This window comes from Amycolatopsis sp. NPDC102522 (genome assembly GCF_055584485.1).
Genome location: NZ_JBVJLY010000003.1, coordinates 472,823 through 495,033, shown reverse-complemented (window position 1 = coordinate 495,033; position 22,211 = coordinate 472,823). Strand labels below are relative to the sequence as shown.

At 69.6% G+C, this 22,211-nt stretch carries 22 protein-coding genes; 14 read left to right on the top strand and 8 right to left on the bottom strand.

Translation table 11 applies throughout. From position 1 onward, the window contains the following. Positions 1–2: 2 nt before the first annotated feature. The 3 genes from ACZ6YV_RS12650 (at position 3) to ACZ6YV_RS12640 (ending at position 3,668) form a co-directional block, all read left to right on the top strand. Positions 3–143, top strand: coding sequence for a SapB/AmfS family lanthipeptide (locus ACZ6YV_RS12650; RefSeq protein ID WP_101613675.1), 141 nt, complete (start codon positions 3–5; stop codon positions 141–143). Between the two features lie 124 nt (positions 144–267). Further along, a complete protein-coding gene (locus tag ACZ6YV_RS12645; RefSeq protein ID WP_465509688.1) occupies positions 268–1,935 on the top strand; it encodes an ABC transporter ATP-binding protein in 1,668 nt (555 codons plus the stop codon). Next, complete coding sequence (locus tag ACZ6YV_RS12640) at positions 1,932–3,668, top strand: ATP-binding cassette domain-containing protein (RefSeq protein WP_465509687.1); 1,737 nt, start codon at positions 1,932–1,934, stop codon at positions 3,666–3,668. The genes ACZ6YV_RS12645 and ACZ6YV_RS12640 overlap by 4 nt, the downstream gene beginning before the upstream one ends. On the opposite strand, the gene ACZ6YV_RS12635 is transcribed toward ACZ6YV_RS12640, so the two are convergent. Next, positions 3,624–4,043 carry an acyl-CoA thioesterase gene (locus ACZ6YV_RS12635; protein ID WP_465509686.1) on the bottom strand — a complete coding sequence of 140 codons (420 nt, stop codon included), beginning with the start codon at positions 4,041–4,043 and terminating at the stop codon, positions 3,624–3,626. The two genes, ACZ6YV_RS12640 and ACZ6YV_RS12635, sit on opposite strands and share 45 nt — an antisense overlap. Continuing rightward, positions 4,037–5,323 carry a hydroxyacid-oxoacid transhydrogenase gene (locus tag ACZ6YV_RS12630; RefSeq protein WP_465509685.1) on the bottom strand — a complete coding sequence of 429 codons (1,287 nt, stop codon included), beginning with the start codon at positions 5,321–5,323 and terminating at the stop codon, positions 4,037–4,039. Before ACZ6YV_RS12630 ends, ACZ6YV_RS12635 begins: the two co-directional genes overlap by 7 nt. Before the next feature lie 116 nt (positions 5,324–5,439). Between ACZ6YV_RS12630 and ACZ6YV_RS12625 the strand changes: the two genes are divergently transcribed. The 10 genes from ACZ6YV_RS12625 (at position 5,440) to ACZ6YV_RS12580 (ending at position 14,878) form a co-directional block, all read left to right on the top strand. Then, a complete protein-coding gene (locus ACZ6YV_RS12625; RefSeq protein WP_465509750.1) occupies positions 5,440–7,101 on the top strand; it encodes a thiamine pyrophosphate-binding protein in 1,662 nt (553 codons plus the stop codon). A 291-nt stretch (positions 7,102–7,392) separates the two neighbouring features. Next, positions 7,393–7,563 (top strand): hypothetical protein, encoded by a 171-nt coding sequence (locus tag ACZ6YV_RS12620; RefSeq protein ID WP_378238307.1) that lies wholly within the window; start codon positions 7,393–7,395, stop codon positions 7,561–7,563. A 262-nt stretch (positions 7,564–7,825) separates the two neighbouring features. Further along, positions 7,826–8,029 (top strand): cold-shock protein, encoded by a 204-nt coding sequence (locus tag ACZ6YV_RS12615; RefSeq protein ID WP_409495731.1) that lies wholly within the window; start codon positions 7,826–7,828, stop codon positions 8,027–8,029. A gap of 205 nt (positions 8,030–8,234) precedes the next feature. Then, positions 8,235–9,116, top strand: coding sequence for an NAD(+)/NADH kinase (locus ACZ6YV_RS12610; RefSeq protein WP_465509684.1), 882 nt, complete (start codon positions 8,235–8,237; stop codon positions 9,114–9,116). Positions 9,117–9,197: 81 nt separating this feature from the next. Beyond that, complete coding sequence (locus tag ACZ6YV_RS12605; RefSeq protein WP_465509683.1) at positions 9,198–10,451, top strand: GAF domain-containing protein; 1,254 nt, start codon at positions 9,198–9,200, stop codon at positions 10,449–10,451. A 67-nt stretch (positions 10,452–10,518) separates the two neighbouring features. Next, a complete protein-coding gene (locus ACZ6YV_RS12600) occupies positions 10,519–10,641 on the top strand; it encodes a hypothetical protein (RefSeq protein ID WP_255432399.1) in 123 nt (40 codons plus the stop codon). 8 nt (positions 10,642–10,649) lie between these two features. Beyond that, complete coding sequence (locus ACZ6YV_RS12595; RefSeq protein ID WP_465509682.1) at positions 10,650–11,777, top strand: sensor histidine kinase; 1,128 nt, start codon at positions 10,650–10,652, stop codon at positions 11,775–11,777. Beyond that, the gene (locus ACZ6YV_RS12590; protein ID WP_465509681.1) at positions 11,774–12,412 is read left to right on the top strand and encodes a response regulator; all 639 of its coding nucleotides are present in this window, start codon (positions 11,774–11,776) and stop codon (positions 12,410–12,412) included. Before ACZ6YV_RS12595 ends, ACZ6YV_RS12590 begins: the two co-directional genes overlap by 4 nt. A 106-nt stretch (positions 12,413–12,518) precedes the next feature. Next, a complete protein-coding gene (locus ACZ6YV_RS12585; protein ID WP_465509680.1) occupies positions 12,519–13,913 on the top strand; it encodes a hypothetical protein in 1,395 nt (464 codons plus the stop codon). Then, on the top strand, positions 13,913–14,878 hold the full coding sequence (locus ACZ6YV_RS12580; protein WP_465509679.1) for a glutamate ABC transporter substrate-binding protein: 966 nt from the start codon (positions 13,913–13,915) through the stop codon (positions 14,876–14,878). The genes ACZ6YV_RS12585 and ACZ6YV_RS12580 overlap by 1 nt, the downstream gene beginning before the upstream one ends. 43 nt (positions 14,879–14,921) lie before the next feature. Here the strand turns inward: ACZ6YV_RS12580 and ACZ6YV_RS12575 are convergent, their stop codons facing one another. From ACZ6YV_RS12575 to ACZ6YV_RS12550, 6 genes are all read right to left on the bottom strand, one after another. Then, positions 14,922–16,409 carry a hypothetical protein gene (locus ACZ6YV_RS12575; protein WP_465509678.1) on the bottom strand — a complete coding sequence of 496 codons (1,488 nt, stop codon included), beginning with the start codon at positions 16,407–16,409 and terminating at the stop codon, positions 14,922–14,924. A 211-nt stretch (positions 16,410–16,620) separates the two neighbouring features. Further along, positions 16,621–16,974, bottom strand: coding sequence for a hypothetical protein (locus ACZ6YV_RS12570; RefSeq protein ID WP_465509677.1), 354 nt, complete (start codon positions 16,972–16,974; stop codon positions 16,621–16,623). A 2-nt stretch (positions 16,975–16,976) separates the two neighbouring features. Next, positions 16,977–17,588: a DUF3558 domain-containing protein gene (locus ACZ6YV_RS12565; protein WP_465509676.1), complete on the bottom strand. Its 612-nt coding sequence runs from the start codon at positions 17,586–17,588 to the stop codon at positions 16,977–16,979. Positions 17,589–17,590: 2 nt separating this feature from the next. Then, on the bottom strand, positions 17,591–18,133 hold the full coding sequence (locus ACZ6YV_RS12560) for a DUF3558 family protein (RefSeq protein ID WP_465509675.1): 543 nt from the start codon (positions 18,131–18,133) through the stop codon (positions 17,591–17,593). Beyond that, entirely contained in the window at positions 18,133–18,558 is a 426-nt protein-coding gene (locus tag ACZ6YV_RS12555) for a hypothetical protein (protein ID WP_465509674.1), read from the bottom strand. The genes ACZ6YV_RS12560 and ACZ6YV_RS12555 overlap by 1 nt, the downstream gene beginning before the upstream one ends. Before the next feature lie 94 nt (positions 18,559–18,652). After that, the gene (locus tag ACZ6YV_RS12550) at positions 18,653–19,405 is read right to left on the bottom strand and encodes an ESX secretion-associated protein EspG (protein WP_465509673.1); all 753 of its coding nucleotides are present in this window, start codon (positions 19,403–19,405) and stop codon (positions 18,653–18,655) included. A 134-nt stretch (positions 19,406–19,539) separates the two neighbouring features. Between ACZ6YV_RS12550 and ACZ6YV_RS12545 the strand changes: the two genes are divergently transcribed. After that, positions 19,540–22,209, top strand: coding sequence for a serine/threonine-protein kinase (locus ACZ6YV_RS12545; RefSeq protein ID WP_465509672.1), 2,670 nt, complete (start codon positions 19,540–19,542; stop codon positions 22,207–22,209). The last annotated feature ends 2 nt before the right edge of the window (positions 22,210–22,211 follow it).

The following is a 22,211-nucleotide window of genomic DNA, read 5'->3' as shown; positions in this document are numbered from 1 at the left end:
CCATGGAACTGGTTCTCGACCTGCAGGCCCTGGAAGCCCCCGAGGTTCTCGAAGGTGGCCACGGCGGCGGCGGCGGGGGCAGCAACCTGAGCCTGCTCGCTTCCTGCAACAACAGCACCATCAGCCTGCTGACCTGCCACTGATCTCCGGCAGTTCGCCCAGCTGGTAGTTGAAGGTGCGGGAGCGGCACAGGCCAAGTGCGCCGCTCCCGCGCTCTTCATTTTGCCTTCCGGTTCATCTCGATGGGATCACGGATTGAGGAGTGGGATGGCGGGGTCCTCCGATCGGCTGCTGGTCAAGGTGACCGCGCTCGATCGCCCCCGCTTGGTCGCGCTGGTCCTGAGCGCGCTCGCCGGGACCGCGGCAGGGCTGCTCCTGCCCGGCGCGCTGGCGGCCGCTGTCGACGCCGTGGTGGCCGGACGTCCCAGCCTTCCCGAGGTCTCCTGGCTGATCGTCCTCGGTGTCACCGAGATCGCCGTCGGCCTGATCGGCGGGATCCTGACCGCGCGGATGACGGCCTACGCGACGGCGTGGCTGCGCCGCCGACTCACCGACCGCTGTCTCGCGCTCGGCACCCGTTCGGCCTTCGCCGACGGTGACGCGATCAGCAGGCTCACCGGTGACTGCACCGGCGCCGGACTGGTCGCCTCGGTCGTCGTCCAGCTCGGGTCGACCACCCTGATCTCCGGCGGCTCCATCGTCCTGCTCGCGCTGATGGACTGGCGGCTCGCGTTCGTCTTCCTCGGCAGCATCCCGTTCGGCCTGATGCTCGCGCGCACTCACTTGAAGAACACCGCCGACGACGTCCTGACCTATCAAGAGGTGTCCGGCGAACTGGCGGCGAGGATGGTCGACGCCGTCGCCGGGCTCCGCACGATCGCCGCGTCGGGCACCGCCGACCGCGAGGCCGAACGCGTGCTGCGGCCGCTGCCGAAACTGAGTCTCGCCGGCCGGGGGATGTGGCGCACGCAGGCCAGGATGGTGTGGCGCTCCGGCCTGCTGCTGCCCGCGGTGGAACTCGCGGTGCTCGCGGCCGCCGGATTCGGCGTCATGGAGGGCAGGCTGACCGTCGGCCAGGTCCTCGCGGCGCTCGGCTACGTCGCGCTCGGCATGGGCCTGATCACCCAGATTCCTTTGCTCACCACACTTTCCCGCGCGCGGTCGTGTGCGCGGCGGATCAACGAGGTGCTGGACTCGCCGGTCCCCGAACCGGGCGATCTCGGCGTCGTCCCCGGCCGGGGCACGCTCGAACTTCGCGGGGTCACCGTCGAAGGCGCCCTGCGCGAGGTCGACCTGCTCGTGCGGGGCGGCCGGTTCACCGCGGTCGTCGGCCGATCCGGTTCGGGGAAGTCCGCGCTGGTCAACGTCCTCGGCGGGCTGTTGACACCGGACGAGGGGACGGCGGTGCTCGACGGCCGTCCGCTGGAGAAGCTGCGGCCGTACGAACTCCGCGCTGTCGTCGGGTTCGCCTTCGAACGGCCAGCGCTGCTCGGCGCGACCATCGGAGACGCCGTCGGGTACGGCTCCTGGGCAGGCGAAGCCGCCGTACGCGGCGCCTGTCGCTCCGCGCAGGTCGACGACCTGATCGTCCGGCTGCCGGACGGCTACCGGACGCCGCTGGCGGAAACACCGCTCTCCGGCGGGGAAGCGCAGCGGATCGGGCTGGCGCGCGCGATCGCGCACGCGCCGCGGGTGCTCATCCTCGACGACGCCACCGCCAGCCTCGACACGGTCACCGAAGCCGCCGTCGAAGAAGCGATCGAAGCCACCCTGCCCGGCCGGACCCGGGTGGTGGTGACGCATCGCGCGGCCACCGCGGCCCGGGCGGACGCGGTGGTGTGGCTGGAAGACGGCCGGATCCGCGCGGTCGGCCCGCACGCGGAGCTGTGGCGAGACCCGGCTTATCAAGCTGTTTTCACCGAGGGCGCGCAGTGAGCGTCTGGGGCCTCTACCGTTCGGCGCTGGCCGGGCAGTGGAGGGGCGGGCTGGTCCTGCTGGCGTGCTCCGTACTGGAGAGCGCGCCCGCGTTCTTGTCCGGTCGCCTGGTCGAACTCGCGGTTGACGAGGGGTTTGCCGCGGGACGGCCAGGCACCGGACTGCGTTGGCTCGCGGTCTTCGGCCTGGTCGCGGTGATCGGCGCGTTCGGTTCACGGCTGGTGTGGCATCAGCTCGGCAAGGTCGTCGAGCCGTTGCGCGACGCGCTGGTGACCGCCGTCGTACGCGGGGTCCTGCACGATCCGGCGCCACCGCGGAACCAGCCGGACGCCAGCGGCGTCGCCCGCATCACCCAGCACGTCGAGGTGGTCCGCGACGCCACGGCCGGACTCCTGGTGCAGGCACGCGGGATGATCGTGACGACGGTGGCGGCGCTGGCCGGGCTGTTCACCGTCGCCGGTTCGCTCGCGTTGATCGTCGCGATCCCGGTGGTGGTCGCGGTCGTCGTGTTCGCCTTCCTGCTCCCGTCGCTGGCCCGCCGTCAGCGCGCGCTCGCGCTGGCCGACGAGCGGACCGCCGAGGTCGCGGGCGCGTCGCTGTCCGGTATGCGAGACATCGTCGCGTGCGGCGCGGAACCCCTTGCCGCGCTTGAGCTCTACGACGCCATCGACACCCAGGCCAAGGCGGCCGTGCGGGTGGCGCGGTCCGGGGCGGCGCGGTCGGTGGTGATCGCGACCGGCGGGTTCGTGCCGCTGCTCCTGGCGTTGCTGGTGGCGCCCGGAATGGTCAAGGACGGCGTGCTGACCGCCGGGGCCGCGCTCGGCGCGCTCGTCTACCTGGCGACGACGATGCAGCCGGCGCTGCGGGGGCTGGCCGCGACCGCGAGCACCGTGGTGCTGCGGCTGATCGTCGCGCTGCGGCGGCTGGCGGAGACCGCGGAGGCCGAACCGGAGGCCGACGGCACGGCCGAACCCGACGGGACCGCGATCTACGTACGCGACCTGACCTTCAGCTGGGGCGCGGCGGCGGAACCGGTGGTCCGCGGCCTCGATCTGCATCTGCGGCCCGGCGAGCGGCTGGCGGTGGTCGGGCCGAGCGGGATCGGCAAGTCGACCTTGGCCGGGCTCCTGACCGGCATGCTCGAACCGCAGGCGGGCCGGGTGCTGCTCGGCGGGGCCCCGGTCCGGGAGATCCCGGCGGCGCTGCGGCACCGGATGGTCGCGCTGATCCCACAGGAGGCCTACGTCTTCGCGGGATCCGTGCGGGACAACGTCGGGCTGTTCGCGCAGACCGCGATGGACGGCGAACTGCTGGCCGCGCTGGCGGCCGTCGGCGCCGAACCGCTGGTGACGCGGCTGGGCGGGCTCGACGGCGAGATCGGGCACGACACGCTGTCCGCCGGGGAGGCGCAGCTGATCGCGCTCGCGCGGGTGTTCGCGAGCGACGCGGGTGTCGTCGTCCTCGACGAGGCGACGTCGCACCTCGACCCGCCCGCCGAAGCCCGCGCCGAACGGGCGTTCGCCGAGCGGGGCGGGGTGCTGGTGGTGATCGCGCACCGGCTGTCGTCGGCGTTGCGCGCGGACCGGGTCCTGGTGATGGACGGCAAGGAGACCGCGCTCGGCACCCACCTCGAACTCATGGACCGGTCCACGCGCTACGCCCAGCTCATGCACGCGTGGTCGCCGCGGCTACCCCAGCCCGGTGCGCAGTTCTTCCAGCCCGCTCCTGAGTAGGCCCTCGACGGGGACCGGCCTCCTCGAAGAACGATCGACGAAGACGTGCACGAAGGTCCCCTCCGCGATCAGCGTCTCCTTCGAGTACATCCCGATCTCGTAGCGGACACTGGACCGGCCGAGATGCCCCACGCGCAGGCCGACTTCGAGCTCTCCCGGGAACGACACCGAAGCGTGGTACTTGCACTGCGATTCCACGCACAGCCCGATCACCTCGCCGGTTTCGATGTCGAGCCCGCCGCGTTCGATCAGCCAGGTATTGATCACGGTGTCCATCACCGAGTAGTGGACGACGTTGTTGACGTGGCCGTAGACGTCGTTGTCCTTCCACCGCAACGGAACCGTCTGCCAGTTCGGGTACTCGGTGTTCACCACAGCGTCACCGAATCCCGCAGGATGGCGGCGAGGTCCTCTTCGGACGCTTCGCGTGGCGCTGTCGCCAGCAGCCGTTGTTGTTTCACCGTGCCGGAAACCAGAGAGTCCACATCGGACTCGGTGTAGCCGACGGCGCCGATCCCGTTGGGGATCCCGATCTCCCGCATGAGCCGCCGCAGCACGGCGGGCAGGTGATCCCGCAGATCGCCCGGCCACTCGTAGTCCGGCGCGAGCAGCCGGGCCACCCGCTCGTGCCGCTCGGGAGCGGCGTCGAAGGTGAACCGGAACGCCGCAGGCGCTGTCAGCGAGACGGCCATCCCGTGCGGCACCATCGCTTCCTCGCCCGGATACCCGGAGGGATGAAAGTCCCGTACCTGCCCGGCGATCGGATACGCGTTGGCGTGCGGGATGTGCACGCCTGCGTTGCCGAACCCGAGCCCGGCGAACGTCGCCGCGAGCGCCATCGCCTCGCGCGCCTTCAGGTCGGTGCCGTTCCGCACGGCCGCGGGCAGCGCCCACGACAGCAGCCGCAGCGACTGCTCGGCGAACATGTCGGCCATGGGATTCGAGCCACAGTAAGGAACCCGGTCCTCCGGGCGTTTCCGGTCGAACTCGGTGTACGGCTTGGCCGTGTAACTCTCCGCGGCGTGACAAAGAATGTCCATCCCGCTCGCGGCGGTGACCTCCGGCGGCTGCGAGACCGTCAGCCTCGGGTCGACCACGGCGAGGCTCGGCCGCAGCCGGAGATGGCTGATGCCGCTCTTCACCCGCAGTGACAGCACGTCCAGCACGCAGACCGTGGTGCTCTCCGAGCCGGTCCCGGTGGTGGTCGGCACCGCGACCAGAGGTTTCAGCGGCGCGGCGGGTGCGCGACCGCCGCCGACCGGGGCGTTGATGTAGTCCATCAGGTCGCCGTCGTTGCTGGTCAACAGGTTCACCGCCTTCGCGGTGTCGATGGCCGAACCGCCGCCGACGGCGACGAAGGCGTCCCACTCGCCCTGTCCGCGGGCGAAGTCGACGGCCTTCCGCATGCTGACGTCGGTCGGCTCGACGTGCACGCCGTCGAAGACGACCGCTTCGATGCCGTAGGTCTCGATGCCTTCGGCGATCCGTTGTGGCCAGCCCGTCGCGGCGACGCCGGCGTCGGTCAGGACGAGGACCCGCCGGGCGCCGTACCGGGTGAGGTCGTAGCCGATCTCGTCACTCGATCCGGTGCCGTATTTCAGGGCCGGGGCACCGTAAGTGAAAACAGTTTCACGTCCGGCGGTGGTTGAAGTCACGTTTTCGTGCTCCCTTGCTCGAACACGTTCCGATATCGGACATTCCACCGCTCCGGGATTGCCGGAATCGGAAGATCGCTTGACGGCACCGATCACCGCCCGCCTAAGCTAATCCCATTAGATACCAACCGGGAGCGTCCGTCGCCCAGACGGCCGTGCGGATCCTGACCGAGGCGCAGATCCACCGTGTGTACGCGGTGGCGGGTGAGTCCTTCCTGGATCTGCTCGACGCGCTGCAACGCGAGCGGTCGATCACCTTCGTTTCGGCGAGGCACGACTCCGGCGCGGCCTTCATGGCCGAGGCCGAAGGCAAGCTCACCGAGCACCCGGCGGTCCTGCTGGCCGGCCGCGGGCCGAACGCGGCGAACCTCGCGATCGGCGTCTCGACGGCGTACCAGGACGAGAGCCCGATGGTCGTCCTGCTGGAGAACCCGCCGTCCAGCCCCGGCCCGACCAGCGAACTGCCCACCGCGGACCTGACGGCGATGTTCGAGCCGATCGCCAAGTGGACCGGCCGCGCGGAATCCCCGGACGAGGTCCCCGGCCTGCTGGTCGAGGCGCTGACCCGCTGCCGCGAAGGGCGGCCGGGGCCCACCGTCGTCGCCGTCCCCGCCGACTTCTGGGGTGTCCCGTTCGATTCGGCCAAACCGGTCGCCTCCGTCAAGGCGCCCGCCACCGGCGCGCTCGGCCGGACCGCCGAGGCGGTCGCGCAGCTGGTCGACGAGGCCCGCTACCCGGTGGTGATCGTCGGCGGCCGGGCCCGCGCGGCGCGGGACGAGCTGATCGCCGTCGCCGACGAACTCGCGCTCCCGGTGTACAACGCGTTCCGCCGTCAGGACGCCTTCCCCGAGAACCACGCGCGCTACGCCGGCCACCTCGGCATCGGCATCCCCGCGCGGCAGCTCGACGCCCTGGAGCGCGCCGACCTCGTGCTCGCGCTGGGCACGCAGCTCGACGAGGTCACCACCCAGTCCTTCCGCTACCCGACGCCGTCGCAGACCCTGGTGCTGGTCGGCACCGGGATCGAGCCCGCCCGGCGCGGCGGCCTGACCTTCCGGGTCGATTCCGAGGTCGAGCCGTTCCTGCGCGAACTGCGCGAAGTCGCCTCGCCGCGGACACGCCGCGCGTCGGCCGCGAACGCCGCCGTGCACACCTTCATGACGCCGCCCGACACCAGCGGCGCCACCCGCGTCCATCCCGCCGACGTCATCCGCGCGGTGCGCAAGCTCGCGCCCGAAGACGCGATCGTGACCAGCGACGCGGGCAACTTCGCCCAGTTCATGCACCGCTACTGGTGTTTCACCGCGCCGCGCAGCCAGCTCGGCCCGAGCAACGCGGCCATGGGGTACGCGGTCCCCGCGGCGGTCGCGGCGAAACTCGCCGAACCACGCCGGACGGTGATCGCGATGGCAGGCGACGGCGGCGCGCTGATGACCGGGCAGGAGATCGAGACCGCCGTCCGCTACCGGGTGCCGGTGACCGTCCTGGTGTTCCAGAACGGACTGCACGGCCCGCTCGCCGTGCACCAGGCCCGCAAGCACGGGCGGCTTTCGGGGGTCACCGTCCCCGTCACCGACTTCGCGTCGTGGGCACGCGGGCTCGGCGCCGCCGGATACACCGTGGACGACCGGGAGGAGCTGGAGCCGATCATCGCGAGCGCGCTGGTCCGGCAACGGCCGTGCGTGATCGACATCAGGACGGATCCGGACGTGGTGACCCCGGACATCCGGCTGACGACCCTGCTGGGCGCCGCGAGGCCGCAGCAGGGGGGACAGTAAGGTCACGGTTCGCCGATTACCGCACGGTACATTTTCTCAGGGGATACACAGAAATCCTTGAGGTGCCGCCTTCACCTGCTCCAAAGGGTGAGAATGTGGTGACGACTCGGCAGAGTTTCGGGCGCGGGGACCGGATTTTGTCGGTCGGCCGTGGCACAATCGCCGCAACACCGAGAGTCCGATATGGACCGGAGCGGTCACCGAGCCACCGAAACACCCGGCCTCGGCCGTTCGCCGGTGAGTTGTTGGCACGCAGTACGTAGAGCGTTGTGTTGACACAGGGGAGAAAAAATGGCTGACGAGACGAAGCCACAGGACATGTCCGTTTCCGGTGTGGTGCCGGTGCAGTTCAGTGCGGACGCGGAGACCCACGACATCGCCGTCGTGGCCACGAACCGGGAGGCTTTGCGCCGTTCGCCGTTCGGCGCCGATGTGCCGCTGCGCGCGGCGAGTGGCGAATAACCGGGCGGTGAAGGGCCGGTCGCGCGGGGCTGGGCGGCGGAGGATACAGTGTGTCCGCGCACACCCGGATGAAGGCGCTTGTCGGCCTGCCTGAGGTGTGCTTTACTGCTCCAGGTCTCGATTTTTGTGTTCGTGTTGGTTCACGCTCGCAGAACTCAGCGGGCGTAGTGTCTCCTCGTGTTTCCGGGGAAGCAAACCGTCTGGTCATGACCCGGGCTGCCGACGTGGCTTCCTGTTTGTTTGTGTTGCATATGGAGATTTTATGACTCAGGGCACTGTGAAGTGGTTCAACTCCGAGAAGGGGTTCGGCTTCATCACTCCCGACAACGGCGGCGGCGACGTCTTCGTGCACTACAGCGAGATCAAGGGCAACGGCTTCCGTACCCTCGAGGAGAACGCCCGAGTGGAGTTCGAGATCGGGCAGGGCGCGAAGGGTCCGCAGGCCACCTCGGTCAACTTGATCTGATCCAGGTTTTCCAAGCAGGGCCGCCATCCCCTCGGGGGAGGCGGCCCTGCTGCTTTTCCACGGTGAGTACGGCCGGGTCGCTCCCCGCGAGGTGACCAAAATGGTCGTATCCGCACTGCAAGTCGTGATGCAACCTCGTGCAACTCTTTCTTTCGCGGCCCCGAAGTCGTTTCCTTGTAGGACTTGGCGCGGCAGCGGAGGACATGTGGGCGAAGCGGTTGCGGGGATCGTGGCGAACCCCGCTTCGGAGCGTGACATCCAGAGCCTGCGCTCGGCACTCCGCGTGGCCGGGGTCGGCCGGGTGATGGTGTGGACCGAGGCGGGGAAGATCATCGGCACCGTCCGCCGGATGGTGGACGCGGGGGCGAGTGTGCTCATCTGCCTCGGCGACGACGGCCTGATGCGGGCCGCCGCGGCGGCTTGCGGCGACGTCCCGATGCTCATGATGCCGACGGGGAGCACCGACGCGCTTCCCGAGCCCACCGTCGCCGGGCTCGCCGCCGGGCTGCTGGCCACCCATCAGGTGGACGCTGACCTGGTCACGAACCGGGCGACCGTCCTCGAGGTCGTCACGAAGGCCCGTCGTGAGATCGCGCTGAACGACGTCAGCGTGTGTTCGGAGAGCCGGTGGGACCCCGCGTCGCTGACCGAGCTGTACTGCACGTTCGCCGTACCGGACGGGATCGGGCTGTCGAGCATCCCCGGGCGGCTGTGCCCCAGTCCAAAGTCCACTGTGGACGGTGTCGCGGTCTCGCTCGGCCCGGTCGACGAGACGCCGTACGTCGTGCAGGCGCCGATCGCGCCCGGCGAGGTCCGGGCGGTGGGCGTCCGGGGCTGGAGCGTGCTGGAAGCGGGGGTCCGGGTGGACCTCGCCGCCGGGGGCGGCTCCATCGCGCTCGACGGTCAGCCGCACTTCGTGCTGAAGCCGGGAGAGAGCGCTTTCGTCGAGCTGAAGCCCGACGGCCCGTGGTGCGTCGACGTCCGCGCCGTGATGGCCGAGGCCACCAGGACCGGCCTGCTCCTGGGACGGCGGCCGAAGGGCGCCTTTCCCACCTCCCACCTGGCGGACGCGCCCTTCACGGGGTGAGCGGCGCCCAGGTCACAGAGACCTTCCGAACGCCGGGATACCCGGGCACACTGGCCTGAACAGATCAAGGGAGTAGGCCAGGTGCAGCTGGAGGCGGCGTTGCCGGTCGGCGCGGACCCGCGGCGGCACGCGCGGGCTCTCTCGGAACTACGCGAGGCCGCCTTGGCCGGAACCACGCTCCCGAGCCATCCGCGAGCGGTCATCGGCGCGTCTTGGCAGCGCATGCGCCGTCTCGGCCTGGACCCGGAGCGCGGTGCGCCGGTTCCCGTGCTCGTCCCGGAACAGCTGGAGGCCCGCCGTCGCCAGAGCGGCCTCGCCGCGGTCCTGCCCGCCCTGCGCGGCGGCCTGATCAGCCTCGCCGAACAGGCCGCGCACATCATGGCCGTCGTCGACGCCGACGGCCGCGTCCTCTGGCGTGACGGCAGCACCGCGGTCCGCCGCCGCGCCGACGCGCTCGGGTTCGTCGAAGGGGTCGACTGGCACGAGAACTCCGCCGGTACCAACGCCATCGGGACGGCGCTGGTCGCCAGGCATCCGGTCCAGGTCTACTCCGCCGAGCACTACGTCCGTAACCAGCACGACTGGACCTGCGCCGCCGCGCCGCTGCACGACCCGAGGGACGGCAGGCTGCTCGGCGTCGTCGACCTCTCCGGCCCGGCCTCCACCGTGCATCCGACGACGCTGGCCCTGGTCGACGCGGTCGCGAAACTCGCCGAAGCGCATCTGCGCACCACGCACCTCGCGGAACTCGAAAAGCTGCGCGGGCTGGCCTCGCCCCTGCTCACCAAGGTGCGGGGCCGGGCGGTCATCGCCGACCCGCACGGCTGGATCGCGGCCTCGGCGGGCTTCGTCCCCGCAGGCCGGATCGCGCTGCCGAACGACGCGACCGCGGGCCGGGCCTGGCTGCCCACCTACGGGAACTGCCTGCTGGAGCCGCTGCCCGGAGGCTGGCTCGTCCGGCTCACCGAGTCCGACGACGCGCCGCCGACCAGTGTCGTCCTCGACCTGAGGTCGTCGCGGGAGAGCACGCTGCGCGTCTCGGGCGCGGCGGGCACCTGGTCGCATCGGCTGAGCCCGCGGCACGCGGAGATGCTGTACGTCCTCGCACGCCATCGCGAAGGGAGGTCGGCGTCGGAACTGTCGTTCGACCTCTTCGGCGACGCCGGCCGCACAGTCACCGTCCGCGCGGAGATGTCCAGGATGAGGCGGCATTTCGGCGGGATCCTGCTGGCCAGGCCGTACCGGTTCGACGACGGCGTCGAGATCGTCGTCGAACGGCCCGCCGACGGCGGCGAGGTCCTTCCGCACTCCGTCGCGCCCGCCGTCCGCGCCTGAACCTCCACCCCCGGCTCCACCCGGCGACGGTCCCGGTCCACCCCTCGGCGTGCCTAACGTTCGGGCCATGGGAAAAATGAACGTGAAAGGCCTGTTGGGGCTGGTAGTGGTAGGTGTCGTCGTCCTGCTGGGGTTCCTGGCATACCGCCTGATCCTGGTCGAGATGATCACGCGGCTGAGCGATCACTGAGGGGGGACATGGGGAAACGGGAGAGGCCGCTGCTGCCGGACACGATCGCGCCGAGCTGGCTGGTCGTCCAGCTGCTCGGCACGGCCGCGGTCGTGGTGGTGCTGCTGACCGCGAGCGAGTCCAGTGCGTGGATCTGGACGGCGTACGGGGTCTCCGGCGCCTGCTGGCTGGGCTTCGTGGCGGCCTCCCCGCGGTTCCCCCGGGTGGCGACCGTGCTGCTCGCGGTGTCGAGCATCGCGCCGTCGATCGCGCTCGGCTGGGCGGAGGACTCCTCCGCCATCGTGCTGGCGGTGGTCACGGTCAGCCGGTTCGCCACCCTGACCGAGCCGTCGGTGGCCGCCATTCTGGGGGTGGTGGGGCTCGACGTGAGCCTCGCGGCGGTCACCGGCCTGGTCGCGGGCGCGTCCGCGCCGCTGGTGTTCGGCAACGTCGGTGTGCTGCTCGTGCTGATGCTGCTGGGGCTGAACCGGCGGCAGTACGAGGTGCAGGCGGCGCAGGCGGCCGCGCTGCTGGAGCAGACCAAGCTGGCGCAGAGCGAACACGCGCGGGCGGCCGCGCTCGACGAGCGCACGCGGATCGCCAGGGAGATCCACGACGTCCTCGCGCATTCGCTGGGGGCGCTGGGGATCCACCTGGAGGTCGCCGAGGCACTGCTGGCCGAGAAGTCCGATGTGGACGGTGCGCTCGGCAGGGTCCGGCTGTCCAGGAAGCTCGCCGCCGACGGGCTGACCGAGGCGCGCGACGCCGTCGCGGCCCTGCGCAGCGACGTCCCGTCGCTCGCCGAAGCCTTGCGCCACTTGGCGGACGCGCACCACGACGGGGTGTCCTACGAGGTCTCGGGGGAGCAGCGGCCGCTGCCGTCCGCCGAGGTGGTCTCGCTGGTGGGGGTCGCGCGGGAGGCGTTGACCAACGCGGCCAAGCACGCTTCCGGGCGACCGGTGTCGCTCCGGCTGCTCTTCACCCCTTCGGAGGTCCGCTTGCGGGTGTGGAACGAACTCGGCGACACCGTCCGATCGGAGGAGACCGGCGGATTCGGTCTCACCGGGATGAGGGAGCGGCTCGCGCTCGCCGGTGGCACGCTGACCGCGGGCCCGGACGACGGGCGCTGGACGGTGGAGGCGGTGGTGCGGGCGTGATCCGGGTGGTCGTGGTCGATGACCAGCAGGTCATGCGCGAAGGGCTCGTCGCGTTGCTCGGGCTGATCGACGGGGTCGAGGTCGCCGGCTCCGCGGGCGACGGGCGGCAGGCGCTGGACCTGCTCCGCCACACCGCGGCCGACGTCGTGCTGATGGACCTGCGCATGCCCGTCCTGGACGGGGTGGCCACCACCAGGCTGCTCAAACGCGATCATCCGGAGGTCGCGGTCGTCGTCCTCACGACGTACGCGGACGACGCTTCGATCGCCGACGCGTTGCGCGCCGGAGCCCGCGGCTACCTGACCAAGGACGCCGGCCGTGCCGAGATCGGGGCGGCCGTCCGCTCCGCCGCCAACGGACAGGCGATCTTCGCCGCCGAAGTCTCCGACAGGCTCGTCGCGGCACTCGAATCGAGAACGGTCACCCGGGCCAAGACCGAATTCCCGGACGGGCTCACGGCCCGCGAAGCCGAAGTGCTCGGCCTCATCTCGCGCGGGCTGTCCAATCCGGAAATCGCCGCCGAGCTGTTCATCGGCGAGGCCACCGTGAAAAGCCACATCAATCACGCTTTCGCCAAGATCGGTGTGCGCAATCGTGCGGAGGCCGTGCGGTACGGCCTGGAAAAAGGCCTTTGACCCGGCGCGCAGATCACGTGCCGATGACACACGCCGGTGTCACTGGCTGCGCCGATCCCGACTCGGATACCTTCTTTGCGGGTAGAGCCAATGGGGAGGATCGGCGATGACGAGCACAGTGACCCGGCCGGGGCCGCCGGGCAGCCCCGCGCCGCCCCCTGCGCCGGAAGGCCGCAGCGGGATCGCCGGGCTGCTCGAACTGCCGGGGATCGGGATCCGCGCGATCATCCGGTCCGCGGCGACCACACCGGGCAGGCTTTCGGTCATCGCGATCGGGCTCGTTCTGCTCTCGCTGGTCGCGGGGCTGTTCGGCACGCTGGCCGCGCAGGACAAGAAGGACACGATCAACGGCCTGATCGACCACCGCGAACCCCTCGCGGCCGCGGCGCAGCAGGTCTACCGCGCGCTTTCGGACGCCGACGCGACAGCGGCCAGTTCCTTCCTTTCGATCGGCACCGAGCCGCTCCCGATGCGCCAGCGGTACGAACGCGACGTCGCGGAGGCCGGTGCCGCGCTGGCGAAGGCGGCGTCGGACTCTTCCGGCGTCGACGAAGCGGCCGAGCAGATCAACATCCTCGGCCGCGAGATCCCTGTCTACACAGGACTGATCGAGACCGCGCGCACCTACAACCGGCAGGGGTATCCCGTCGGGGCCTCGTATCTGCGTGAGGCATCCGAACTGATGCGGGCGAAAATCCTTCCCGCCGCACAGGATCTGTACCGCATCGACACCGACAGGCTCGCCGCCGAACAGGACGACGCGACCGGATTCCCTTGGCTGGCAACGGCTTTGATGCTCGCCCTGCTGGCAGCGCTGATCGTCACCCAGGTGCACCTGACCAGGAAGACCAACCGGCTGCTGAACGTCGGGCTCGCCGCCGCGACCGTGTCGGTGGTGGTCGCCCTGCTGTGGGGCGCGGTGGCGCTGATTCTGCAGAGCAGCCTCGTCGGCAGCGGCGAGGAAGACGGCTCGCACCAGGCGGACGTCCTCGTCCGCGCCCGGATCGCGGCGCTGCAGGCGCGAGCCGACGAAACGCTGACCCTCGTCGCCCGCGGCGACGGCGCGGCGTACGAGAAGGACTTCGGCGATCTCGCCGCGCAACTCGGCGGGACGGACGGCCAGGGCGGCCTGCTGGGCGAGGCCCACGGCCTCGCGGCGGGCGGCGCGGCGGCGGACAAGGTGGACGCGGCGATCCAAGCGGCGTCGGCGTGGTTCAAGGCGCACCGCGAAGTGCGGCGCCTGGACGACGACGGCTTCTACCAGGACGCCGTCGACACGGCCATCCGTGACGACAAGAAGGACGGCGCGGCCGGGGCGTTCCTGCGGCTCGACGAGAACCTGGTGGCCGCGATCAACGTGGGACGGCAGGAATTCCTCGACGGCACCCGCGGTGCCGACCGCGCCCTGACCCTGCTCGCGCCGGGGATCGCGGTGCTGGCGTTGATCGCGGCGGCGGGGTCCGCGTTGGGAATCCGTGAACGGCTGAGGGAGTACCGGTGATGCGGAACGGTCTGCGAGGGGCCGTGCTCGGCGCGGTCCTGGTGCTGGCGACGGCTTGCGGCAGCGCGGGGGCGCCGGTCGACCCGGCGCCCGCCGGCGACGTCGCCCCGCCTCAGCCCGCGAACGTCGGCGGCGCCGACAACGCCGGTGGCGGCGGGACGACCGACACGAGCTGCAACCCGCTGGCGAGCCTGCGGCCGACCAACGGCACGTCGATCACCAGCGGCTCGACGATGGCGAAGATCAAGGAAAACGGCAAGCTCATCGCGGGCGTCGACCAGACGACGTTCCTGTTCGGTTTCCGGAATCCGACGTCGGGCCAGCTCGAAGGCTTCGACATCGACATGGTCAACGAGATCGCGAAGGCGATCTTCGGCAGCGCGGAAGGCCGTGTGCAGTTCCGGGCGATCCCGTCGAAACTGCGGGAAGAGGTGCTGGAGAAGAAGCAGGTCGACATCGTCGTCCGGACCTACAGCATCACCTGCAGCCGGCTGAAGCGGGTCGGCTTCTCGACGGCGTACTACCAGGCGGGGCAACGGATCCTGGTCGAATCCGGGTCGAAGGTCGGGCAGCTGTCGGACCTCGCCGGGCGGCGCGTGTGCGCGACCAAGACGTCGACTTCGCTGACGAAGATCGCGGCGGATCCCTCGAAGCCGGTGCCGGTCTCGGTGGACAACTGGTCGGACTGTCTGGTGATGCTGCAGCAGAAGCAGGTCGAGGCGGTGTCGACGGACGACGTCATCCTCGCCGGGATGCTCGCGCAGGACCCGACGCTGAAGATCGTGGGGGACCGGTTCAGCGAGGAGAACTACGGCATCGGTGTCCCGAAAGAGAACGAGGACATGGTGCGGTACGTGAACGCCGTGCTGGAGAACGTGCGCGGTGGCGCGTGGCAGGCGAGCTACGCGAAGTGGATCGGGAACAAACTCGAAGGCGGAACGCCGCCTTCGGCCCAGTACAAGTGAGAACGGGCCGTTCGGGATTCGCTCCCGAACGGCCCGCTTCGGTCTACTTCTCGCCGATCACCGGCGGCACCGGCTTCATGTCGCCGTCGTAGCCGCCGAACAACACGTCGGCGTCTTCCTCCTGCAGGTAGTCCGGGGCCTTCTTTTCCTTGTCCTCTTCCTTCTGCCCCTTGCCGCCGGGACCGCCGCCGCCCATCGGACCCTGGCCGCCGCTCTTGCCCGCCGCGGCCGCGCCACCCCTGGTGACGCGCTCCTCGGGCAGCTTGCCCGACCCGGACCCGCCGCCCTTGCCGGCGAGCTTCTCGGCCTCACCGGCCGGAACCTTGCCGCCCGCGAGCCGCTCGGCGACGTTGCCCGACCCGCCGTTGCGCCCGAACCCGCCGCTCCCACCACCGGTCAACCGGCTCGCCGCACTGCCACCCGGCCCGCTCGGCGTCCGGCCGGGCTTGCCGCGGTACTGCTCGCTGCCCAGACGACCGAGGCCGGAGGGACCAGGACCGTTCATGGCCGCCAGCCCCGGCGTCGGCCCGGGCCGGAACGACCCCGGCGGCCCGCTGAACGACTGCCCCGGACCCGGCACCCCGGTGTGCCCGCCGCCAGTGGTGATCCCGGGCCCGGGCCCCGACGTCGGCCCCGGTCCGCCTGTGTAGCCAGGCCCGGACACCCCAGGCCCGGACCCGGGACCAGGCCCCGGCCCGCCGCTGAAGCCCTTGGCCTCAGTACCCCCGGAAAACCCGGACGCCGTCGTCGAATCACCCATTTCCGGCGGCGGGGCGAACGTGGGCTGCCGGGAATTGACGTCGAAGAGCGACTGGTCGTAGGTGTGCATCACCTGCGCGGCCTGCTGATGCGCCTGGAACGACTGCTCCTGCTTGGCCGAGATGTTGCCGACCGTCTCCACCGCGCCCGCGAAGTTCCCGCTCCCGAGCTGCTGCATCGCGTTCTTGTACTCGGCGTTGCGGTCGAAGGGGACCTCTTCGGGCATGGAGTTCTTCGCCGCGGTGGCCGCTGCGGCGGACTGGGAGAAGCGGTTGGACGCGAGGTACGCGCCGTCACCCGCTGTGTCGGCCCACTTGCCCAGGTTCTTGAAGAACCCGTGCGCGGCCTCCGCGGACGGCCCCTGCCAGTGAGCGCCCTCTTTGTTGGCGGCGGTGCTGAGGGCACTGCTGAAGGTGTTCAGCGCGTTGCCCTGGTTGTTCCAGATTTCGCCCTTTTGGTCGATCTTCTCGGCGGAGAGGTTGTTGGTGACCATGCCGACCAGGTCGCCGTGCGAGTTGCCCTCGTAGCGCTGACCCGACGGCCCGAGCCCGGCCCGGAACTGCTGACCCTGGGTGAGCGCCTCGGCCTGCTCGCCCGAGTACTGGCCGGCCTTCGCCTCCGCCGTCATCCGCGCGGTGAGGTCGTTGCCACCGGGACCCCGGTTGGTCTCGTCGTAAGTCTCCGCGTAGCGCTTGCCCTCGTACGTCCGGTGCGCCTTGCCGTCGGCGCTCAGCACGGACTCGAAGTTGTCCTGACCGGCGTTGTCCGCCATGGTCCCCTCCCCGATCCGTTCAGTTCCCTCTGGGCAGCTTGGGTGCGATCTGCTCGGCGATCTTCTTCGCCGAATCGCATGCTTCTTCGTTCGAGCCGCTCGCGAGCGTCATACTCACCGTTGCTCGTGCGCCTGTCCCGATCGCCATGCCGACGAAGCAGCTGCTGCTGCCGCCGGAACCCGCGATGACGACCGAATCCGTTCCGGCTATTCATGTCGTGCTCCTGGTGCCACCGAGATCCTGAAGTTCGTCGATCCCGGCGTTGACGAGATACATGCTCGCGGTCCCCACCTCGGGCTTACGAGCCTGGCATCCGTTGTCGCTTTCGAATTTCACTTCTTTGGCGGGTTCGAAGCCCTGATCTTCAGTGACCGGTTGAAAAAGGGCACATGCCGTGAGGCCACCGAAGCTGTCTCTGGGCGTCTTGGATGCGGTCGAACCAGCAGGTTCCGTGCTGGCCTTCGTCGGCTGTGGGCTTCCGCCATTGCAGTTCGTGCAGCCTGCCAGGAAAATGCCGACGGCTAGTCCGCCTGTGGCGGCGATCATCAGGCGTCCCATGCTCATGTTCAGCTGCCTTGGGGAAGCTTTGGTGCGAGCTGTTCCGCGATCACTTTGGTGTCCGCGCAGGCTTGCTCATCGGTTCCGTCGACGAGGGTGACACCGACACTCGCACGGGTGGTCTTGGTGACAGCGATTCCGATGTAGCGTGTCCCGCGACCCCCATCACCTGATAGCTGTACAGCGTCACGTCCACCTATGGCGGTTTTCGTGCCTTGGGTGGGGCTCACGCCGTCGATTCCCTTTTTGCCGACGAGATACGAACCGACATTTCCATAGTCGGTTTTCTTGGCCCGGCAACCGTTTTTGCTCTCCAGCGTCTCGGGCTTGTATTCCTCGTAGCCGAGCGATGAAGTGGCATGTCTGAGGATCTCACACGCATCCAGGCCAGTGAAGACGTTCTTCGACGGCCCGCTCGGTCCTGGTTCGCTCAGCGTCGATGGCGGCGTAGGAACCGGGACGCCTTTGCCGTCCACGGCGCACGCCGTGAGACCCGAGGCGGCGGCGACCATGACAATCGTCGAGGACAATCCGGAAGTCAAAGTCCGGGCTCCGCCCGAGAGACGCCTCGCGGACAGATCGCTCGATTCTTTCATCATGATCACCTCCTCGGTCTGCATGGTCAGTTGCCTTGAGGAAGCTTCGGCGCGACCTTTTCGGCGATCACCTTGGCGTCCGTGCAGGCTTGATCGTCCGACCCGATCGACAAGGTCAGGTTCACCGTCGCGCGGGCCTTGGGTGTCACGGATATCCCGATGAAACAGTTGCCTTGCCCGGCGGCGCCGGACAATTGGACAGCGTCGCGGCCGGCGACCTTCGTACTTGTTTTCGTCCCCTTGTTGGATTCCAGGCCGTCGATGCCCTCGTTGCCCACCAGGTAGAGAGCGGCGTTCCCGTACCGAGCCTTCTCCGCTCGGCAGCCGTTGTCGCTTTCAAGCGTCTCAGGGTTATAGCTGTCGAACGTTGAATCCGACGTGATCGAACGGAGGATTTCGCACGAATCCATGCCAGCGAAAACCTCTTGGTTGCTTTCGGAGCTAGGTGAAGCGGAAGGGGTCGGTGCGGGACTGGGTGTGCCCGGTTTCTCGGACGAGCACGAGGTGATGAGCGCCGCGGCGGCGATGATGGCCGTAGTGGCAAGTGCCGGTCGTGTTGCCGATTTCATTACTTGGAATCAGTCCCGTCGAAGGCTTTGATGGTCGACTCGTTCTCGTGCTCGATCTTGTTGAAGTTCGCCTTTGCGGTCTCGATCGCTTCCACGGCTCGAGTTACAACCCGTTGTAGCGCTTCGAGCTGGGTTTGCGCAGATTGCTCGTCGCCATCCGCCACCAGAGTGGCGTGTTTCCCGACAGCGATGGAGTAAGGACTGCTGCCTAGCTCGGGCGCTTGGGACAGCTGGAAGAACTGGCCTTTGTTGCTGACCCAGCTGTCCAGGTAGTCGTTGAGCGCAGTCTTGTACGCCTCGCCCATCTCGGGGCTGACAGCGAACCGCCCCTCCTTCGCGGCAGTCACCATCGCGTCGGCCTGCGCCGAGAAGTCCCCCAGCATCTGCGAGAAGTCACCCGGTGGTCCGCCGGTGCCGTCAGTCATGGTCTCTCCCCTGTACCAAGTCCCGGTTACTCGTAGCGCTCGTCAGATCACGATATCAGCGGAAACGGCCCCGAAGCCCGCCTTCCGGCGAGGATCACGCGCTGCCGACGCGGGCGGCTTCGACCAGTTCGTGGATCCATCGTGCCAGGTGGGAGCCGTTCGTCGGGGTGAACGTGCGGCGGACTTCACCGTCGGGGAAGCGGTCGGTGGTGAGCATGAAGCGGCCTTGGACGCTGTCGAACCACTGGACGCTCTTCTGCTGCGGTTTGCCTCGATCGTCGCGCAGGGTGATGCCGAGCGTGCCGAGCCTCGCGAGCGGGAATTCGAAGAACCGGCCGGCCGCGCCCAGGCGGAGGTTGCCGGGGTCCTTGGCGAACGGGTCGTCCGGCCGTTTGGACGGGGGGAGGGTGCTCGACGTCGTCACCCGTCCGGGGAACGGCGGTAGTGACGGCAGGTTGTCGAGGAGGGTCGCGATGACCTGTTCGGGGTAAACCGGCTCGAAGAGGATGTCGAATCCGCGTTGCTGGCTCACGACGCCCGAACGCTGGTTCCAGCTACCTCGATAGAGGTATTCGGCGTCCTGCTCGACTTCGTGCGCCTCCAGGGTGACGACGAAATCTCCCGTGGCCCAGAGCCGGAGTGTTTGTTCGTAGTCGCGCAGGAGTTCGCGGCCGCGCGCGAAGCCTCGGTCGGCCAGTCCGGCCCAGACCTCTTCGCAGTGCCGCTCGCGTTCCGTGACGGTGGTGCCGACGGTCGGGATCGTGAAGGGCAGCACGAATCTGCCGAGCCCGAGCTCTTCGAGTACGACGTCGAGCTGGGCCATCGACATCGAAAATGACGCAGGCACCCGGGCCTCCCCCTCATCACCTGCTGAATCGGTTCTCTCTCGCACCGTAGCGGGTTCGACCCGGCGCGGGCAGGACCCGCCCGCTCACCATTAGGATCAGGGCTGACGCCGTCGCGGGGATTCGGGAGGTACCAGTGTCGGAAGAGCCGCGCCGTCCTCGGCACGCAGCGCCGGATGACGCCACGCCGGACAAGGAAGCGGAACCCGCCTCCTGGACGCCGCCGGCGCCGGTCCGCTGGGAAACGCCCGAACCGTCCATTTCCGGCAGGCTCGACTTCTCCGAGCCGCCGAAGGCGAAGCCCCAGCCGGAGTCGGACGCCGAGCGCACCATCTACCACGCGCCGGTCCAGCGTCCGCAGACTCCGCCGCGCGGTCAGCAGCGGCCGATCCCCGGCGCCGAGGACCCGACGCGCCCGCCGGGCGAGATGGCTCCCGTGAGCCCGCAGACCCAGATCGTCCGCCCCGCGTGGCAGGCACCCGTCGACGTGCCCCAGCCGACCAGCGTGCTCTCCTCGCCGACGCCGGAGACGCAGAGCATCATGCCGCCGTCGCCGCGTGTCGACCACGGGCACGGCCCGCTTCCGGATCCCGGCACCGAAAGCGTCCTCCCCGAACGTGCCAGCGAAAGCCGGGGAACAGGCACCGGCACGGGTACCGGATCGGGCAGCCGGGGCACCGGCACCGGAACGGGTTCGTTCCCCGGCACCGCGCGCCGGACGTCGTCGCGCACCTCTCGCCGCGGCCGCCTCGGCGCCGGGCTCGTCGACGTCCCGCAGGTGCCGTACCGCGACCCGGCGTCCGCCGTCCTTGACAACCCGATGGTGTCGGAGGAGAAGCGCTTCTGCAGCAGCTGCAGCGCGAAGGTCGGCCGCGGCAAGGACGGCAAACCCGGCTCGCCGGAGGGCAACTGCGAGAAGTGCGGTAACCCGTTCTCCTTCGTCCCGAAGCTGCGGCCCAACGAGATCGTCGGCGGCCAGTACGAGGTGCTCGGCGCCCTCGCGTACGGCGGCCTCGGCTGGATCTACCTCGCGCAGGATCACAACGTCAGCGACCGCTGGGTGGTCCTCAAGGGCCTGATCGACACCGGTGACGCCACCGCGATGGCGGCCGCCGCCAACGAGCAGCGGTTCCTCGCCGAGGTCGAACACCCCAACATCGTCAAGATCCACAACTTCGTGCAGCATCCGGATGGCGACACCGGCAACTCCGTCGGCTACATCGTCATGGAGTACGTCGGCGGCCAGTCGCTGCGCCAGCTCGCGCTCGCGCACCACCGCGAGACGAAGCGCCCGGAGCCGCTCCCGATCGGGCAGGTGATCGCCTACGGGCTCGAGATCCTGCCCGCCATGGGCTACCTGCACAGCCAGAACCTGCTGTACTGCGACCTCAAGCCCGACAACGTCATCCAGACGCACGAGCAGCTCAAGCTGATCGACCTCGGCGCGGTCCGCCGCGTCGACGACTACGAGAGCCCGCTGTTCTTCACCACCGGCTACAGCGCGCCCGAACTGGCGACCCACGGCGCTTCGGTCGCATCCGACCTGTACACGGTCGGCCGCACGCTCGCCGTCCTCAGCTTCGAGTTCTCCGGGTACACCAGCAAGTACAAGGCGACCCTGCCCGGACCGGACGTCGTCCCGCTGTTCGCGCTTTTCGGTTCGTACCACCGTTTCCTGAAGCGCGCGACGCATACCGACCCGGACCGCCGGTTCATCGCGGCCGAGGAGATGGGCGACCAGCTGACCGGTGTGCTCCGCGAGATCATGGCGCTGGGCACCGGGAAACCGCGCCCGGGCGCTTCGACCGTCTTCGGCCCGGAGACCCGCACGTTCGGCGTGGACCTGGTGGTCCCGGAGCACGGCGGGAGCGTGCCGCTGCCGGATCCGGGCGAGGTGGTCTCGGGCCTGCCGATCCCGCAGGTCGACACCGACGACCCGGCGGCGGGCGTGCTCGCCTCGACGGTCGCGCTCGATCCCGGCGGCGCGATCGATTCGCTGGCCGGAGCGCCGCGCGAGTCGATCGAGGTCCGGTTGCGCATCGTGCGGGCCCGGATCGAGCTCGGTGAGCTGGTCGAGGCGCAGCGGCAGCTGCAGGCCGCGCAGTACCTCGCGATCAAGGCCGGTTTCCCGCACGACTGGCGGATCGACTGGTACCGCGGCCTGATCGAGCTCGCGGGCGGCCGGTCCCGCGTCGCACATGTCGCGTTCGAAGCGGTGTACGACGACCTTCCCGGCGAGATCGCGCCGAAGCTGGCCTTGGCCGTCAGCGCGGAGGGCGTCGGGGACTACTTCGGTGCCGCGCGCTACTACGAGCTGGTGTGGCGAACGGACCGGTCCTACGTCAGCGCCGCTTTCGGGCTCGCTCGCGTCTACCTCGCGCAGGGCGCCCGTGCCAGCGCGATCGAGGTGCTGGAGGCCGTCCCGGCGTCGTCCACGCACTACGTCGCCGCGCAGGTGGCCGCGATCAAGATCAAGACCAGGATCAACGGCGGCGGCAAGGACCCGGTGATGGTGTCCGAGCGGGATCTCGTCGACGCCTCGACGCGGCTGGAGCGCCTGCAGCTCGACGCCGAACGCCGCACGCGTTTGTCGGCGGAGGTTCTCGAAGCGGCGCACGGCTGGCTCAACTCGCAGAACCGGCCGACGCCGGGCGCGAAGGTGCTGGGCTGCGCCCTGGACGAGCGGGACCTGCGCTTCGGCCTCGAGCGCTGCTACCGGACGCTGGCCCGGCTGGCCGGAACCATCGACCAGCGCGTCGAACTCGTCGACAAGGCCAACGCGATCCGGCCGAGGACGCTCACCTAGGA

What these genes read in the sequence shown, in the direction of transcription:
- ACZ6YV_RS12580 (WP_465509679.1), top strand. Translation starts at nt 13,913, where the DNA reads ATGCGGAACGGTCTGCGAGGGGCCGTGCTCGGCGCGGTCCTGGTGCTG.
- ACZ6YV_RS12570 (WP_465509677.1), bottom strand. Translation starts at nt 16,974, where the DNA reads ATGAGCATGGGACGCCTGATGATCGCCGCCACAGGCGGACTAGCCGTC.
- ACZ6YV_RS12560 (WP_465509675.1), bottom strand. Translation starts at nt 18,133, where the DNA reads ATGAAATCGGCAACACGACCGGCACTTGCCACTACGGCCATCATCGCC.
- ACZ6YV_RS12575 (WP_465509678.1), bottom strand. Translation starts at nt 16,409, where the DNA reads ATGGCGGACAACGCCGGTCAGGACAACTTCGAGTCCGTGCTGAGCGCC.
- ACZ6YV_RS12585 (WP_465509680.1), top strand. Translation starts at nt 12,519, where the DNA reads ATGACGAGCACAGTGACCCGGCCGGGGCCGCCGGGCAGCCCCGCGCCG.
- ACZ6YV_RS12615 (WP_409495731.1), top strand. Translation starts at nt 7,826, where the DNA reads ATGACTCAGGGCACTGTGAAGTGGTTCAACTCCGAGAAGGGGTTCGGC.
- ACZ6YV_RS12620 (WP_378238307.1), top strand. Translation starts at nt 7,393, where the DNA reads ATGGCTGACGAGACGAAGCCACAGGACATGTCCGTTTCCGGTGTGGTG.
- ACZ6YV_RS12600 (WP_255432399.1), top strand. Translation starts at nt 10,519, where the DNA reads ATGGGAAAAATGAACGTGAAAGGCCTGTTGGGGCTGGTAGTGGTAGGT.
- ACZ6YV_RS12555 (WP_465509674.1), bottom strand. Translation starts at nt 18,558, where the DNA reads ATGACTGACGGCACCGGCGGACCACCGGGTGACTTCTCGCAGATGCTG.
- ACZ6YV_RS12565 (WP_465509676.1), bottom strand. Translation starts at nt 17,588, where the DNA reads ATGCAGACCGAGGAGGTGATCATGATGAAAGAATCGAGCGATCTGTCC.
- ACZ6YV_RS12650 (WP_101613675.1), top strand. Translation starts at nt 3, where the DNA reads ATGGAACTGGTTCTCGACCTGCAGGCCCTGGAAGCCCCCGAGGTTCTC.
- ACZ6YV_RS12595 (WP_465509682.1), top strand. Translation starts at nt 10,650, where the DNA reads ATGGGGAAACGGGAGAGGCCGCTGCTGCCGGACACGATCGCGCCGAGC.
- ACZ6YV_RS12645 (WP_465509688.1), top strand. Translation starts at nt 268, where the DNA reads ATGGCGGGGTCCTCCGATCGGCTGCTGGTCAAGGTGACCGCGCTCGAT.